The 15145-nt window shown below is 58.3% G+C and carries 14 protein-coding genes; 3 read left to right on the top strand and 11 right to left on the bottom strand.

Translation table 11 applies throughout. The annotated features are described in order from the left end of the window. Both AC1D2N_RS34485 and AC1D2N_RS34480 read left to right on the top strand, forming a co-directional pair. Positions 1-504, top strand: a 504-nt coding sequence (locus AC1D2N_RS34485; RefSeq protein ID WP_477982879.1) for an RNA polymerase factor sigma-54, incomplete at its 5' end; no start/stop codon positions are given. 640 nt (positions 505-1144) lie between these two features. After that, positions 1145-1729, top strand: a complete 585-nt coding sequence (locus tag AC1D2N_RS34480; RefSeq protein WP_245308459.1) for a P-loop NTPase family protein — start codon at positions 1145-1147, stop codon at positions 1727-1729. A gap of 203 nt (positions 1730-1932) precedes the next feature. On the opposite strand, the gene AC1D2N_RS34475 is transcribed toward AC1D2N_RS34480, so the two are convergent. Both AC1D2N_RS34475 and AC1D2N_RS34470 read right to left on the bottom strand, forming a co-directional pair. Then, positions 1933-2487, bottom strand: a complete 555-nt coding sequence (locus tag AC1D2N_RS34475) for a hypothetical protein (protein WP_081295690.1) — start codon at positions 2485-2487, stop codon at positions 1933-1935. A gap of 131 nt (positions 2488-2618) precedes the next feature. Continuing rightward, a complete protein-coding gene (locus AC1D2N_RS34470) occupies positions 2619-3281 on the bottom strand; it encodes a transcriptional regulator (RefSeq protein WP_065277585.1) in 663 nt (220 codons plus the stop codon). Positions 3282-3921: 640 nt separating this feature from the next. Here AC1D2N_RS34470 and AC1D2N_RS34465 point away from each other — a divergent pair. Beyond that, the gene (locus AC1D2N_RS34465) at positions 3922-4971 is read left to right on the top strand and encodes a class I SAM-dependent methyltransferase (RefSeq protein WP_130657487.1); all 1050 of its coding nucleotides are present in this window, start codon (positions 3922-3924) and stop codon (positions 4969-4971) included. A gap of 573 nt (positions 4972-5544) precedes the next feature. On the opposite strand, the gene AC1D2N_RS34460 is transcribed toward AC1D2N_RS34465, so the two are convergent. The 9 genes from AC1D2N_RS34460 to AC1D2N_RS34420 all read right to left on the bottom strand — a co-directional run bounded on the left by AC1D2N_RS34460 (position 5545) and on the right by AC1D2N_RS34420 (position 14877). Next, positions 5545-6792, bottom strand: a complete 1248-nt coding sequence (locus AC1D2N_RS34460; protein ID WP_065277587.1) for an SfnB family sulfur acquisition oxidoreductase — start codon at positions 6790-6792, stop codon at positions 5545-5547. A gap of 25 nt (positions 6793-6817) precedes the next feature. After that, a complete protein-coding gene (locus tag AC1D2N_RS34455; RefSeq protein ID WP_477982876.1) occupies positions 6818-7600 on the bottom strand; it encodes an ABC transporter ATP-binding protein in 783 nt (260 codons plus the stop codon). 121 nt (positions 7601-7721) lie between these two features. Further along, positions 7722-9056, bottom strand: a complete 1335-nt coding sequence (locus AC1D2N_RS34450; protein WP_065277589.1) for an ABC transporter substrate-binding protein — start codon at positions 9054-9056, stop codon at positions 7722-7724. Positions 9057-9155: 99 nt separating this feature from the next. Then, complete coding sequence (locus AC1D2N_RS34445; protein ID WP_065277590.1) at positions 9156-10196, bottom strand: branched-chain amino acid ABC transporter permease; 1041 nt, start codon at positions 10194-10196, stop codon at positions 9156-9158. 3 nt (positions 10197-10199) lie between these two features. Beyond that, positions 10200-11096 carry a branched-chain amino acid ABC transporter permease gene (locus AC1D2N_RS34440; RefSeq protein ID WP_065277591.1) on the bottom strand — a complete coding sequence of 299 codons (897 nt, stop codon included), beginning with the start codon at positions 11094-11096 and terminating at the stop codon, positions 10200-10202. Beyond that, positions 11096-12010 carry an ABC transporter ATP-binding protein gene (locus AC1D2N_RS34435; RefSeq protein ID WP_065277592.1) on the bottom strand — a complete coding sequence of 305 codons (915 nt, stop codon included), beginning with the start codon at positions 12008-12010 and terminating at the stop codon, positions 11096-11098. The genes AC1D2N_RS34440 and AC1D2N_RS34435 overlap by 1 nt, the downstream gene beginning before the upstream one ends. A 140-nt stretch (positions 12011-12150) precedes the next feature. Further along, positions 12151-13254: a dimethylsulfone monooxygenase SfnG gene (gene sfnG, locus AC1D2N_RS34430; protein WP_065277593.1), complete on the bottom strand. Its 1104-nt coding sequence runs from the start codon at positions 13252-13254 to the stop codon at positions 12151-12153. Positions 13255-13276: 22 nt separating this feature from the next. Continuing rightward, the gene (gene msuE, locus AC1D2N_RS34425; RefSeq protein ID WP_065277594.1) at positions 13277-13864 is read right to left on the bottom strand and encodes an FMN reductase; all 588 of its coding nucleotides are present in this window, start codon (positions 13862-13864) and stop codon (positions 13277-13279) included. 794 nt (positions 13865-14658) lie between these two features. Continuing rightward, on the bottom strand, positions 14659-14877 hold the full coding sequence (locus AC1D2N_RS34420; protein WP_065277596.1) for a helix-turn-helix domain-containing protein: 219 nt from the start codon (positions 14875-14877) through the stop codon (positions 14659-14661). Between the last annotated feature and the right edge of the window lie 268 nt (positions 14878-15145).

The raw sequence follows: 15145 nt of genomic DNA, 5'->3' as shown, positions 1-15145 counted from the left end.
GATTGCCTGCAGAGCGCCAACTGGCTGACGCGCAGCCTCGATCAGCGGGCAAAAACCATCATGAAGGTGGTAAGCGAAATCGTCCGCCAGCAGGACGCCTTCCTGCTGCACGGCGTCGACTATCTGCGCCCGCTGAACCTGAAGACGGTCGCCGAGGCGATCAAGATGCATGAATCCACCGTCAGCCGCGTCACGTCGAACAAATACATGCTGACGCCGCGCGGCCTCTTCGAACTCAAATATTTCTTCACCGTCTCGATCAGCGCCGTTGCGGGCGGCGACAGCCATTCGGCCGAGGCCGTGCGTCACAAGATCCGTGCGCTGATCCTGCAGGAGAGCCCGGAGGCGGTGCTTTCCGACGACGATATCGTCGACATGCTGAAGAAGGGCGGCGTCGATCTTGCCCGCCGCACGGTTGCGAAATACCGGGAGGCGATGAACATCGCTTCTTCGGTGCAGCGCCGCCGCGAGAAGCGGGCGCTCGCCAAAGTCGCTGGTTCGTGAAGACACGTCAAAAGTGCCTTCTTCGAAGGCACTTTTGACGGAGTGGTTGCAGAAGGAGAACACACAGTGAAGAGCTATACCATCCAGATCACGTTCCCTACATCTTGGTGAGGGACTTCAATCTGTTCACATCTCCGGCATGTGGCCCACGCAGCCGTTGCTCGCGTCCGTGGAGAGCCCAAGATTTTTTATTCCACCTGCAACACGGGAGCCGGTTGGCGTCCTGGCTGATCGCCCGCGCATGCGGCCGGCGCAAGGTGCTAGAGAATGTCGAATCCTTTTCCGGCCGTCGCAGCATCTTCTCCTCCGCACTCGGCGAAGACTTGCCAATGATCCCGCTCGAACTCCAGCCATCTGGCGTTCTCTTTTTGATGCCAGGCCGGACCGCAGTTTCCTTCTACCGGTAAGCAAGGTTGCCAACTTCGGCTATGATCGAGCTGCGTCCAACAACCCATTTCCCAGGTTGATGGCCGGTTTTGAACCGATTGCGAACATTGCCGTCGATCTATTTCACGTACTCGCCGTCTCCTCCTCAGCCAGCTCAGGATCAAAGTTTGGTCATGCACCGTGCCCGGTCCCTTCGCAACAATGCTCCCCGCAGCTCCTCCGAGATCCGAGGAGCGAAGTAGGAACGAAGTCAATGTCCCCACGACCTAACGATCCCAATTTCCCGAACGGTGTCCCTATACTGCCTTTGCATTCGCTGGGTGAGCGCATCGCGATTCTTGGCCCTTCAAACGCAGGCAAGTCGACGTTGGCGGTCGCCCTGTGTAAGAAGCTCGGTATTCCAGCCGTGCATCTCGACCAACTTCATTATCTGCCCGGCACGGATTGGCAGCCGCGCCCGGAAACAGAGTTTGCCGCGCTTCATGATTTGGCGATTCAGGAAGAGCGGTGGATTATCGAAGGCAGCTACTCGCGCCTGATGCCGCAGCGATTAGTCCGTTCCACTGGTGTTATTGTCATCACGTCAAATTCCTGGCTACGTTTTTTGCGTTATCTCAAGCGCACTCTTGCCAATCAACCGGATCGCGCAGGATCTCTCCAAAGGGCCAAAGACAGAATAAAATGGCGGATGGTATATTGGATTCTGTTCAAGTCCCGTAATAGCAACCTGGAATATGCGAAATTTCTTCAGGAGTTCGGCTTGCCGACAGTCGAATGCCACACTGCGGCTGCCCTTAATAACCTCTATCGAACATGGGGTCTGCCGGTCCCGCGTTAGCGAGCGATGGACCCAACTCAAGGGCGATTCGCGTGACCAATTTTTCGTGCGGCCACGCTAGGCTTTGACATGGCCTATCTCGCACGCCAGCCGGAAGATTAGGTATCGCTGCGGAGAAAGCCAGATTGGAGTTGAAGAATTGTTTAATGCCTATCAGATTATCCGTGTGTCCACGAAAGTCTCGGGTGGATCTATGGACGCGCTCAGCGCTCAAAGCGCTGCAGCATCCTCTTTAATTGTGTATTCTGTATTTGAAGCTTACGCGCTAGCTGATCCCGGAGCAGCCTGATCTCTTCATCAAGATTGATTGCATCTTCAGAAGCGGCGGAAATAGTTTGAGATGGTGGAAGAACAACAACCGCAATCGCTTCCACTCTGGTGCGCCGCATGCTGCGCTTTCGCGTTTGACCACCGCCAACTCGAGAGATCTTCGGCGCGGCACGACCGGCTGTATTGGCCACATCGGGCAAAGCCGGATCAGCCGCTTCCGCCGACTTTGCGTCTTCGATATCTGCGCGATCATCAACAGCGCTTGCCGTTTCTTCGGATTGATCCGGATCGACTGACACCGCGGCGGAAGGACTGTCAAGAACTGGCTTTTCGTCGGCCGGACGGTCTGTGGCGCCCAACTCGTTTTTGGTTGCTGTTTCAGCCGGCTTGGCGATGGCCAATACGTCCGGCTTCACATCATCGGCCGAGCGCTTCTGCTCGCGTCGCCGTGACACCAGCCCAGCAAGAAGTTTCCATGGAGACGCCATTTTAATCGACCTCGGATTCTACTGCGCATGCAAACAGCGAGCAAAAACGTTGGCGGCAGAACGAACCGCCGCCAAAATCTTCACTTCTATAAGCATGAGAATGCGGCCCGCGCTTGGCCGTCTGCTACGCATCAACCGAGGTTGAGTCGCTTTCGCAGATCGGCATTTTCGGCACGTAGCTTCTCCGCCAGCAGCTTGCGCAGTCTTTGATTTTCCTCTTCCAGCTGCAGAAGATCCGCAAACTCATCAACTGCGGCCACCGACGGTGCGGTCGCTGCCTGTACCGCTCTCGGAGCACGTTTGACAGCCGCACGTCTGGTGCTCGTCGCACCTTCGTCAGACTTTGCTTTGCGTCCTCTCTTCTGCTTTCCAGCGGTGGCATCCGAAGCCGCAGCCGGTTGCAGAGAAACGGCTGCTGGGGCCGTTTCAGGCACTACCTTCTTCGCGCGAGGTTTGCGCGTTTTTTTCGGCACATCGGGCGCCGCGGCGGCCGGCGTGTCAGCATTGATCATCGTAGCGTTTTCGTCGGCCATTGTGGTCTCCTGTAAAGCCGATGCATTTGTCTCCCGCCCGATCGGCAGTGTCAATAACGGCCCGGCCTGTTCTTCTCCGGATACAAGCATCTCGCTGCTTCTTGCCTGCGGAGTTAAAGACATAAATGGCATTGCCTCATCCTGCAGATCTTGAGCAACGGACTTCAGATCGGTGTCTCCCCAAATCGAGTTCGCTTTGGAATTGAGTTTTCGCCGACCTGATTTGTACTCGACGGCAAAGCTGCGCTGGACTTTTTTCACTTTAAGGAAGCCTTGTATCTGGGATGATGTCTCGGCGAGATTTCGCCAATGCTACTTGCCTCTGCAAATACCGACTCCCGCGTCGCCGGTCTAGACCCTTGGCGAGGCTCACCCCCAACGCCACTCATCACCGAGATGCTGGACCATGAGGTTTAGTAGGACATATTCGCCGAATGTCGGAAGGCTGCTCCACCTGGGGGTGGTAAAGCGCATCCTGCGATACGATGATCTTGGTCAGTCGGGCGTGTGGGGTGACCTTGTCCCAGAGCTTCCAACAGGAGTTTGCTAGGACGATTGTGTGGGGCGCGCACCCGATCATATCAATCTCCGGGCGATCGTGGATACCTCCTTGGCCCGTTCTTGCCCAGCCCATGAACTTCCACTTCATCGCCCTGGTGTATCAGGGGGCGGATTGCGACACGATATGTCCATAACCCGACAACATAATCGAACATAAGCAAGTAAACAATAAAGCAACCTCAAGGGGTTAGCGGCGAAATTTAGTTGGCACAAGCAATGCAGAGTGGAAGCCGCATCGGTAAAGCTAAATGCGGTTATCCGATTGTATCGAGTTCATCTGTTGGCGTGCCTTTGGACCGCAAGCGCGCATGAGGCCGCCACAAAATAGGAGGGATCCGACATGACGGACGTCAACGAGACAAGGCTCAAAGAACTCGTGGACCGCGTCCATGGCGACCTTGGCGGAGCGTTCAGCGTGTCGCTGGTCCGGATCGGACATGAGGTGGGGCTATACAGGACGCTGAAGGAGATCGGGCCGGTGAAGGCCGACGACCTTGCCGATGCCTCGGGATGCGCACCTCGTTATGTCCGCGAGTGGCTGTCGGCACAGGCCGCCTCAGGTTATGTGCACCATGAGCGAGGATTGTTCTCGCTGACGCCCGAGCAGGCCCTCGTGTTTGCTGAGCCTAACAGCCCGGTCAATCTGATCGGAGGGTTCGATACCGCTGCTGCGATGGTCGAAAACCAGCCGAAGGTCCAGTCTGCCTTCAAAACCGGTCGAGGCGTGGCATGGGGGGATCAGGCCGGCTGCATGTTCTGCGCTGTGGCGAAGCTGTTCCGGCCCGGCTATGTCAACGCCCTCGTGCAGGACTGGCTGCCGGCGCTCGATGGCGTTGTCGACAAGTTGAAGGCGGGCGCGACTGTGGCCGACGTCGGCTGCGGACATGGGCTCTCGACGATCCTCATGGCTCAGGCTTTCCCTAATTCGCGGTTCATCGGCTACGACTTCCATGCGGATTCGATCGCGGCAGCGACCGCCCACGCTCGGGCAGATGGCCTGACGAACGTGCGCTTCGAGATCGGCCGGGCGCAGGACTTCGACGGCCGAGACTTCGATTTGATCACCTGCTTCGACTGCTTGCACGACATGGGCGACCCAATAGCCGCTGCGGCTCATATCCGAAAGGCATTGAAGGAGGGCGGCACGTGGATGGTGGTCGAACCAATGGCCGGAGATACGCTGGAGGAGAATATCAACCCAGTTGGACGGCTCTACTACTCAGCCTCGACGATGATCTGCGTTCCAACCTCGCTTGCGCAGGAGACGGGAATAGCACTTGGCGCTCAGGCGGGAGAGAAGCGATTGGCCGAGGTAATCCGGTCGGGCGGTTTCACTCATGTCCGCCGAGCAGCCCAGACCCCGCTCAACATGGTGCTCGAAGCAACCTGATGAGAAGTCGCGGCGCGCCCGGGTCCGGCCGGATGGGGCAGGCGCGCCGCGCGTGACATCGGAAGCAAGTAGCCTTGCAACTCGGACAGTCTTTGCGCGCAATTGAGGGCAGATCGGGTCGTCGCCCCGCATTGTCCCTGCTCGACGAGGGAGAAACGAACTTTACTGGTTCCAGAGCAAGCCGGCAGACGCAGAAGCTCACATTTTATGAATTGTCTATCGCAATCCAAGGCCAAGGCGACCAACGCCGGAGGGCAGCTCGGCGTTCGGATGTTCTTTGTTGGGGACAGGAAGCCGTCTCCAAAATGATCGGCAGACAATGTTGATCGCGCGTCGATGGAGGTTGCACGCAAACCAGTCGTCCAGGCGCTTTCAACAAGTAGCTCTGCCCCGCGACCTGAAGATCGGAGGCCGTCGTTTCTAAAGCAGTGAAATATTGCCTTGGCGGCGAGACCGCGAGGCGTTCTGAAGCGTACTCATTGACGACGGCGAAAACCGCCTACTATCTTCTAAGCGCTGCAAGGCATAATCCGCAAAGCACCTGACCACCGGGTGCTTTGCAGATCGGAAACCTCAGCTCCAGGCATGGAGAGGTGGCTTCTCGCCATTCAGGAAATACTTGCCCAATATAGCATACTTCCAGCGGACTGGGTCGTGGAGGGTATGGGTGCGGGCGTTGCGCCAATGGCGATCAAGCCCGTGCTCGGCAAGGGTTGAGCGCGTTCCCGCCAGCTCGAACAACTTGTTGGTGGCCGCAATCGCAATTTCAGTGGAGAGGATCTTCGCTTCGGCAGTAACAATCTGGGCTTCCGCAACGGTTTCCGCGTTAGGATCGAGGATCGCCCGATCAATGGCATAACCTGCCTTTTCAAGCAGCGCCTGCGCCGCATGCAGTCGTAGCGTCAAGTCTCCGATCGCCTGGATCGTGTAGGGATCATCCCAGGCGTTGTCGACGCCGGAATCCACCCAGGCGCGGCTCTTGGTGCGCACAAAGCTAACGGTCTCGTCTATCGCGGCCTGCGCGATACCGGTATCGACCGCCACTTGGATAATCTGGAAGATCGCTCCGTCCGCAGTTGGCACCTCATACCCCTTGTAGCCGGGCACCACGTGCGTCTTCGGCACTCTGACATTGTCAAGCAGGACCGTCCCCGACAGCGTGGTACGCTGGCCGAAGGAGGACCAGTCGTCGATGACAGTCAAACCTGGCGCGTCGCGCTCGGCAATCGCATACCAGGCTCTGCCCTCGCTATCGAGTGCAACGATCGGCACCAGATGCGCGAGCAACGCCCCCGATGAGTAGAATTTCTGGCCGTTGACAACGACATGATCGCCGGCATCGATGAACTTGGTTTCGAAATCCACTGCGCGCTTGGATCCGAATTCGGAGAAGGCATTGCCGAAGCGCGTGCCCCTCAGCACTTCCGCGAACAACAGCTTTTGCTGGGCTGGGTCCGAAACCGTCCGAATCGCGGCCACGACGCCCAGGTGGTTTTGCGCTATTTGGCCGATGGATGAATCGGCCGCCGAGATAATCTCGATGACCTTCGCAAGCGTTGCATAAGAGACTTCGGGACCGCCGAAGGCCTTGGGCACGTTGATAGACCAAAGCCCGCTCTGTGAAAACGCGTCCAGTTCCTTCACCGGCCAGATGCGGTCGCGGTCGCGCACGGCCGAATTCTTGATGAACTCTGCCGCAAGTGTCTTCGCGATGGCAATCGCTTCGGCATCAGTCTTGACGATGTGGGCTGGTTCCGACGGGCGCGGAACAGGGGGCACAGCTTTTGCGGCATACTCGGTATTAATAGTGGAAAGGGTCATGGTGGTGTCTCCTCTTGAATTGTGGTTAGCCGACAACGGCCGGGATGGAGGGAGCCACGGCTCTCTTGCCGAGGTAGAAAGACTTGATATCATCGCGCCCGCGCAGATCCTGTGCGTCACCGGTCAGCACCGTGGCGCCGTTTTCGAGAATGATGGCGCGATCGGCATATTTCAGTGCGATTGCGGAGTTCTGCTCCGCGAAAAGGATGGAAAGACCCTCTTCGCGATTGAGGTGGCGCAGCGTCCGGAAAATGTCCTGGACGACGATCGGCGCCAATCCCATGGATGGCTCGTCGAGAACTAGAAGGCGCGGCCGCGACATCAGCGCCCGGCCGATCGCCGTCATCTGCTGCTCGCCGCCAGAGGTCAGGCCGGAAAGTGCACGACGCTTTTCCTTCAACCTGGGAAAACGTGTGTAGACCTTCTCGATATCTTCGGCGATCTCAGCGCGCGTGCTGCCGCGGCCAAGCCCACCGGAGACAAGGTTTTCCTCGACTGTCAGGCTGCGAAAGCAATGGCGACCTTCAAGCACCTGCACGAGACCGGCACGCACCAGTGCAGCAGGGCTTGTGCGCAGGACATCGAGCCCGTCGAAGCAGATGCTGCCGGAAACGACCTGACCACGTTCGGCTGGAAGCAGATTGGACAACGCCTTGAGTGTCGTCGTCTTCCCCGCACCGTTAGCGCCAAGGAGCGCCAGGATTTCACCGCGCGCCAGGTGGAAACCGACGCCGTCGAGCGCGGTGATGGCGTTATTGTACGTCGCCTTCAGACCATCGACCGCAAGCAGGGTGGTTTCCAGAGGCATGATCGTGTTCCTCTTGCCTTAAAAGGCCGGATTGAGAGAAGGCGCGAGGTTGGAGAGGGAGGCACCACCCTCGCGCCCGGTTCTTCAAGCCTCGCCTGTTATCAGGCGCGGCTTGAAGGGATCAGTTGGTCGCCGCCTCGGCGTCCGCCGCCGTGCGCAGCTTGATGCCCTTCTCGGCCGCGTAGGCTTCGGAAGACTTCTCGATGATGGGCCGCAACAGTGCCCAGTCCGGCGCGATCCAGTCAGAGACGACGTTCCACTTCTTCCCGTCCCACTGTTGGAAAGTCACGTAGCCGTTGCCCTCATGGTTGTCCCAGGTGACATTGATCGAGTGGAACAGGCCCTTGGCGCCGAGCGCCTCGACACGCGCCGGATCGAGCTGAAGGTGTTCGAAGCCCCAGCGGACCTCGTCGCCGGTGAGCGTCCGCTTGCCGAACTTCTCCTGTGCGATGCGTATCGCCTCGACATTAAGGATGCCGTTGACGATACCGAGGTTGTGGTAGACCGAGCCAATACGCTTCTTGTCTTCCAGGTTCCCCTTGCCGGCGTCGTAGATCGTTTTGACGATCTCCTGAACGACCGGGTATTCAGCTCCCGAAGCCTGTGTGGTGATCGCCGTATAGCCCTTGGCTGCATCACCAGCGGGGATGACGTCTTCTTCTGAATTGGACCAGACGTTTCCGATAATGTGATCCGCTGGGAAGCCAACCTTGGCTGCGGTCTTCAGCGCAACCGGGTTCATCACGCCCCAACCGCGCAGGACGACGTAGTCTGGCTTGGCGCGCCGGATCGTCAGCCACTGCGACTGCTGTTCGTTGCCTGGATGCGGCATCTCGATCTGCTGCAGCTCGAATCCGTATTTCTTCGCTAGCAGATCGTAGATGGGGATTGTCTCTTTGCCATAGGGCGAGCCGTGGTAGAGCACGGCGATCTTCTTGCCCTTCAGGCTTCCAAGCCCGCCTTCCTTGGAAGCGATATAGTTCACGATGCCGGAAGTTTCGCTGTAGGGATTGAGCAGTAGCGGGAAGACATAAGGGAAAACGCGACCATCGGTCGAATCCGTGCGGCCATGATTGATGGTGATCAACGGCACCTTGTCGGCGGTGATGCGATCTATCATCGCATAGGCAATGCCGACGGAAAGCGGGTTCCAGGCGGCAACGTTCGGGTTGCTCTTCAGGCGCTCGTACGCTTCGACGCCACGTTCGACCTCATACTGCGTTTCAGCTTCCGACCATGTCAGCTTAACGCCGTTGACGCCGCCGTCGCGCGTGTTGATCAGGTTCAGATAATCGATGAAGCCACCGAAGAAGCCGGTGCCCCCGGCAGCATAGGGGCCGACGCGATAGCTCTGGAGAGGGAAATATTGTTCGTCAGCATGGGCAATAGGTAGGGCCACGGTGAAGGTGATGCCGGCGGCAAGAGCCGCAATCTTGAATTTGGCAAGGATGGTCATTTTTGGACATACTCCGGGTATCGACCGGGGCAAGGCGCCGGTCCGGGTTGATCTGACGAAGGCTGGTGGCATTTCAGAGCCTTAATGGCTCCGTTTCGATCAGGACCGCACGATGGCGGCGCCGATTCGTTTTCGGATCCGATCCCAAAGGGCGACGAGCCCATCCGGTTCGAGGATCAGAAAGAGGATGATGAGCGCGCCGAGCACGATGCGCTGGCTCATATCCAGCACGCCCGAATTGAAGATATCGCCGAGCAGGAAGGAGCCAAGCCGTGACAGGACCAACGGAAACACGACGATCAGCGCCGCTCCGAAAAAGGCACCGCGGATCGAGGCAAGTCCGCCGATGATGACGATGAACAGGACCTGGAACGATCGGTCGAGATTGAAACCGGCGGGCTCGACGGTGCGCAAATAGGCGAACGCCCACAGGACGCCGGCGATGCCGATGATGAAGGAGGAGATTGCGAAGGCCAGAAGCTTGGTTTTCAGCACTGGCACGCCAATGATCCGTGCCGCTGTCTCATTGTCGCGCACGGCGATGAAATTGCGGCCGGTCTGCGAATTCACCAAGCGATAGGCCAGCAAAGTGAGAACGGCGACCACCGTCAGCGCGAAATAATATCGTCCGACTGGGCCATCAAAAACTAAGCCGTAGACCGAAAGCTGCGGCGCATCGATCACGCCGGATGCAGACTCATTGGAGAACCAGCTGAATTTGGTCAGCGCCCACTGCACGAAAAACTGCGCGGCAAGCGTCGATACCGCAAGGTAAAAGCCCTTGAGGCGCAAGCTGGGAAGGCCGAACACCAGGCCGATGCCGGCCGCTGCGAAACCAGCAAGCACCATGCTGACGATTAAAGGCAGACCGTCGGCGCGAAGATTGAAATTGAACGCGGCGAAGGCACCGACAGCCATGAAGGCGGCACTTCCGAGCGACACCTGCCCCGCATAACCTGTCAGGATGTTGAGGCCGAGGCCGGCGAGGCTGAGCGCCAGGAACGGAAGTAGAATGGCCTCGAACAGATAGGCGGACCCGACAAGCGGCACCACGACATAGGCGATGGCAAGGCATGTCAAGGGCGTCGCCCAGCGCGCGGGGAAGCGGTATACCGGGAGATTGTCGGTGATCGTGGACATCGGTCAGACCCTTTCCACAAGCTTCTGGCCGAACAGGCCGGAAGGGCGAACGAGGAGGAAGGCGAGCGCGATGACATAGGCAAACCAGCCCTCGATACCGCCGCCATAATATTCGCCGATATAGACTTCGGCCAGCTTCTCAGACGCACCGATCAACAATCCGCCGACGATCGCGCCTAGGATCGAATCGAACCCGCCGAGGACGAGAACCGGCAAGGCCTTTAGAACGATCAGCGACAGGGAGAATTGCACTCCGACGCGGGCTCCCCACAACAGACCGGCGACCAGCGCCACCAGGCCTGCAGCGGCCCAGACCGCCGCCCAGATCCATGGCAGCCTCAACCCGACGGCGAGCGCCGCGAACTGATCGTCTGCGACAGCGCGAAAACCAAGCCCGATGCGGGTGTAACGGAAGAAGACAGAGAGCAGCAGCACCATGGAGGCGGCAACGATCGCTGCGAAGATGTCGAATTGGCTGATGTAGACACCACCGACGTCGAACGGTACATCCTCGATACCGAGATCAAGGCCATGCACCTGCGTACCCCAAATCAATTGGGCAGCCCCCTCGATGACGTAGGAGAGGCCGAGCGTCGCCATGAAGAGCGTGATCGGTGGTTTGTTGGTCAGCGGCCGCAATACCGTGCGCTCGACGGCAATTCCGATGACGATCATGATCGCGAAGGTGATCGCGAATGCGAGCGGGAAGGAAATTCCGCGTTCCGTCAGGCTCACGAAGGTCAGCGCCGCGAACAGGAGCATCGCGCCTTGCGCAAAATTGAGGACGCCGGATGTCTTGTAGATCAGCACGAAACCGATCGCGACCAGTGAATACATCACGCCCGAGAGAAGGCCGCCGACGAGGACCTCGGTGAAGAACAACCAGTCGAAATCAGCCATCAGATGCCCTCCCCGTTTTCGTTCCCAGGGGCGACACCAAGATAGGCATCGATCACGCGCTGTTCGCGCTGGACCTCGTCGGGTGTTCCATCGGCGATCTTGCGACCGTAGTCGAGCACGGCGACCCGGTCGGAGAGGTCCATAACGACCCCGATATCGTGTTCGATCAACACGACTGTCGTACCGAAACGATCGCGTGCGGCGCCCACGAAATCGGCCATCTCGTTCTTTTCCGTTGCCGTCATGCCGGCCATCGGCTCGTCGAGCAGCAGGATATCGGGCTCGGCCACCAGCGCGCGCGCCAATTCCACCCGTTTTTGCAGACCATAAGGCAGTGTACCGACCAGACGATCGCCAACATGCGAAAGGTGGAGGAACTCGAGCACCTCCAAAGCCCGACTGCGGGCATCCCTCTGTTCCGTGCGGGCTCGACCGAGGCCAACGATCTGTTCGACGAAGCCAGACCGCGTCTTGTGCGCTCGTCCAACCACGACATTGTCGAGAACGTTCAAACCCTTGAACAAGGCCAGGTTTTGAAACGTGCGAGCAATGCCGAGACGGGCAAGTTTCTGCGTCGGGACCTGGGCATGGCGCCGCCCGGAGAGCCACACATAACCGCGATCGGGTCGGTATACGCCGCTGATCACATTGATGATCGAGCTCTTGCCAGCACCGTTAGGCCCGATAATGGCGAGGATTTCGCCGCGCCGTACGGACATATCGATATCCTTCAGGGCGACGACGCCACCGAAGGACAGATCGATGCCGGCCAGCTCCAGAACGATGCCGTCCGTTGCGCCGGCTTCAATGGGCGACGTCCAGGCCGCGCGTGTTCCTCTGTCCAAGCCTGCCAAGTGCTCCTGAACGTCCGGCGGAAACGGCTCCGCTCCCAAGCCCCCGTAGGCAGATGTCATAGTGTGCACGCCCCTGCTTTCGATGGCGCGCCACGAACCCAGCTGGACTCACAGGCGCACGCTATCCCTCCACGAACCACCCGGTTCTTGGCCTGTCATTGTTGAGGCCGCCGGCTTTCCGGCCGCTCGACATGTTGCGATTACTCGGCGGCGACTGCCGTCGCCGTTTCGGCTTCTTCCAATTCGCGGATCAACGGGATGACGTACTTGCCGAAATACTCGACCTCTTCCTGGAAATGCAGGAAGCCGAGAAGGATGAGGTCGGCGCCGGCGCGCTTCAGGCCGACAACTCGCTCGGCGACCTGGCGGGGTGTGCCGATGAGATTGGAGCGGAAACCATCATTGTACTGAACCAGATCCTCGAAAGAGGATTTCGCCCAGTTCCCCTCACCTTCCGGCGAGGATTTTCCGGCATTTTTCGCTTCATGGCCGAAAGCCTTGACGGCCTCGGGATTCGCCTTTTCGATGATCTCGGCCAGAACGGCGCGGGCTTCCTCTTCAGTCTCGCGCACGATTGCGAAGGCATTGACGCCGACGCGCACCGAGTGGCCGTTGGCTTTTGCCTTACCTTGAATATCGGCGACCTGCTTGCTGATTTCCTCTGGCGTGTTGCCGTTGGTAAAATACCAGTCGGAAACACGCGATGCCATGTCGCGCGCAGCGCGAGAAGAGCCGCCCTGGAAGATTTCCGGCTGCGGATCGATCGGCTTTGGCTTCAGCGAATAATTGTTGAAGCGATAGAAATCGCCGTGGAACGTAAAATTGTCTTCGGTCCAGATACCGCGCAGTGCGCGGATGAATTCCTCCGATCGGCGGTAGCGCTCGTCATGGTCCAGCCAGTGTTCGCCAATCGCGTGGAACTCGCCGCGGAACCAGCCACTGACGACATTGACGGCGACACGGCCATTGGTGAGGTGATTGATCGTCGCAATCTGCTTGGCCGCCAGTGTTGGGTTCCATGGTCCGGGCAGGATTGCAGCGATCACCTTCAGTGTCGTCGTCGATTCCAGCAGCGCATGGCTGAAGGAAACAGATTCATGCTGGAATTCGGCGCCATAGCCGGCCGTGAATCGGATCTGGCTCAGCGCATAATCGAAACCGCTGGCTTCGGCGATCTGCGCCAGTTTTCTGTTGTAGTCGATTGTCCAGCTCGTACGCTGCTCGATGTTGGAAATGACGAGGCCCCCCGAAACATTGGGGACCCAGTAGGCGAATTTGACCGGCTCTCTGCTGGCATAGGACATGATACACTCCCTCTTGGAACGGCTAGGCTGACGCGGCGACGAGCGCTGGACGGTTTCCATGAGCGCGAGCGGCAGCGGTGTGATCGGAGACCGGCAGGACCTGCGCCAGTTCTGAAACGGCGCGCTCGATGCGCTCGCGAACCACTGGACTGGTGATCTCATAATCCGCAAAATCGGTTTCAGTGGCGTAGATCGACGTCGGCAGCGTCAGGGCGTTGAAGAAGCCGAACAGCGGGCGCAGCTGATGTTCAGTCATCAAGCCGTGCAACGGTGTGCCGCCTGTGGCAGCGAGAATGACCCGCTTTCCGGCAAGTGCGCGGTAGTCGACAAGATCGAAAAGATGCTTGAGGGCGCCTGTATACGACGCCCGGTAGACCGGCGACCCGACAACCAGCACATCAGCCGCCTCGACTGCGTCGATGATCGCCCGCCCCTCCGCATCCAGCCGATCGGATCGAAGCGCCTTGAAGAGAATGGGGGCAGCGTCAACCAGTTCTATAGTTCGCCCGTCGAGACCTAGCTTCGCTGTGGCTGCCGACACGGTTGCTTCCACTAGAGAGGCAGTTCGCGATGGTCGTTTTACGTTTCCCGCAAGACCCAGAATTTTCATGCCGGCGACACCTTTGTTTGTTGTCTTAGTCTATCGATTTTATGAACTTTAGATAATGACATGATGCCAATATTTCTTTCAATCGTGGAATCTGATTTTGAAATGGCGCCGACTGGACGAAATAAAAACTTCAGCATGGCGTTCTATGTGGCGCAACAAGCTTAAAGCCATGTCGAGAGCGAAGAACTGTCAATGCCAAATGGGATGCGCTGGTGCTGGAGCCATAACGGAGCTCTCCCAACGATCGGGAGGCATATTTTCGTCCCGCCTCCCGCCCTTTGGACGGAATAATCCGAAAGTCAAAAAGGCCGAAATGCCATAGCAGTTACTTGGCGACGGGCCACCATTCCTAGACTAAAGAGGAGCATGCTCGATGGTATGCCCGAAACGCCTATCTATATGTAGCGCCATCCCGAATAAACGCATAAGCGACACAAGCAGCAAACAATCAGGTCAACCATGACACCTTACCTCACGAGACAGAAGCATGCTGAGGAAAGACTCGGTACAGCGCTTCAACAAATGAATGACGCAATCCGCGACGTACACAAATCCGGTATTGACGTCGATATCAGCACCCTCACCATGCACACGCCGCGTGGCCCGATGGTTCAAGTCGACCTCAAGACGTACCGCGCATATGGCGCGTCGCCAGTGTTGCGATTGGTGGAGGAATAAATGCGGTGAGATCGCTCGTTGATCACCGTGCTGCGATGATCGCGTGGCCGGGTTTCCACCATCGGCAGGCACCCTCCTTATGGCAGCTGCGTAACGACTTCAGCGCGACGCGTGTTTCAAATTTTGTCTAAAACTCCTAGAGCGGCCGCGGTCCTTCCTATCCTTGAAGCATCAAAATCCTCGTCGCTCTCAAGAGCTGTCAGCTCGGCCACAGTCAGACCAGTGGTTTCTGCGAGGTCGTCCAAAGAATAGCCGCGAGCCTGACGAGCCTCTGCAAGCAGGGCGCCAATGGATGGGAAAACAGGGGATTTCGCAATCTTCGAGGCCATGTTCATGTCTTTGAGCTTCCTTCTGGCGGCCGGAAAACAAACGGTTTTCTAGTTCCACCGCTACCGTCCGCGTCCGGTAGCCGACGATTTCTCCAATTTCCGCGGGCGCTCTTTCTAGCAGTTTGTGCGATGGAGTACAGGTCTGACGTGGTGAAGGAATGGACGACCCTTGCCTCCGGAGAAGCCAATCCTTCCTGCGATCGTCATTGGCGCCCGCTAGTGGAGTGACGTCTTGCTGCAATCGACATTGATCGCCGCACTCAAGTAAGGGCTT

It is taken from the genome of Rhizobium sp. P1_B8 (assembly GCF_056406515.1).
This window is presented reverse-complemented; position numbering and strand designations above follow the sequence as displayed.

Coding starts and splice junctions, on each gene's coding strand:
- AC1D2N_RS34480 (WP_245308459.1), top strand. CDS start 1,145: ATGTCCCCACGACCTAACGATCCCAATTTCCCGAACGGTGTCCCTATA.
- AC1D2N_RS34475 (WP_081295690.1), bottom strand. CDS start 2,487: ATGGCGTCTCCATGGAAACTTCTTGCTGGGCTGGTGTCACGGCGACGC.
- AC1D2N_RS34465 (WP_130657487.1), top strand. CDS start 3,922: ATGACGGACGTCAACGAGACAAGGCTCAAAGAACTCGTGGACCGCGTC.
- AC1D2N_RS34460 (WP_065277587.1), bottom strand. CDS start 6,792: ATGACCCTTTCCACTATTAATACCGAGTATGCCGCAAAAGCTGTGCCC.
- AC1D2N_RS34455 (WP_477982876.1), bottom strand. CDS start 7,600: ATGCCTCTGGAAACCACCCTGCTTGCGGTCGATGGTCTGAAGGCGACG.
- AC1D2N_RS34450 (WP_065277589.1), bottom strand. CDS start 9,056: ATGACCATCCTTGCCAAATTCAAGATTGCGGCTCTTGCCGCCGGCATC.
- AC1D2N_RS34445 (WP_065277590.1), bottom strand. CDS start 10,196: ATGTCCACGATCACCGACAATCTCCCGGTATACCGCTTCCCCGCGCGC.
- AC1D2N_RS34440 (WP_065277591.1), bottom strand. CDS start 11,096: ATGGCTGATTTCGACTGGTTGTTCTTCACCGAGGTCCTCGTCGGCGGC.
- AC1D2N_RS34435 (WP_065277592.1), bottom strand. CDS start 12,010: ATGACATCTGCCTACGGGGGCTTGGGAGCGGAGCCGTTTCCGCCGGAC.
- sfnG (WP_065277593.1), bottom strand. CDS start 13,254: ATGTCCTATGCCAGCAGAGAGCCGGTCAAATTCGCCTACTGGGTCCCC.
- msuE (WP_065277594.1), bottom strand. CDS start 13,864: ATGAAAATTCTGGGTCTTGCGGGAAACGTAAAACGACCATCGCGAACT.
- AC1D2N_RS34420 (WP_065277596.1), bottom strand. CDS start 14,877: ATGAACATGGCCTCGAAGATTGCGAAATCCCCTGTTTTCCCATCCATT.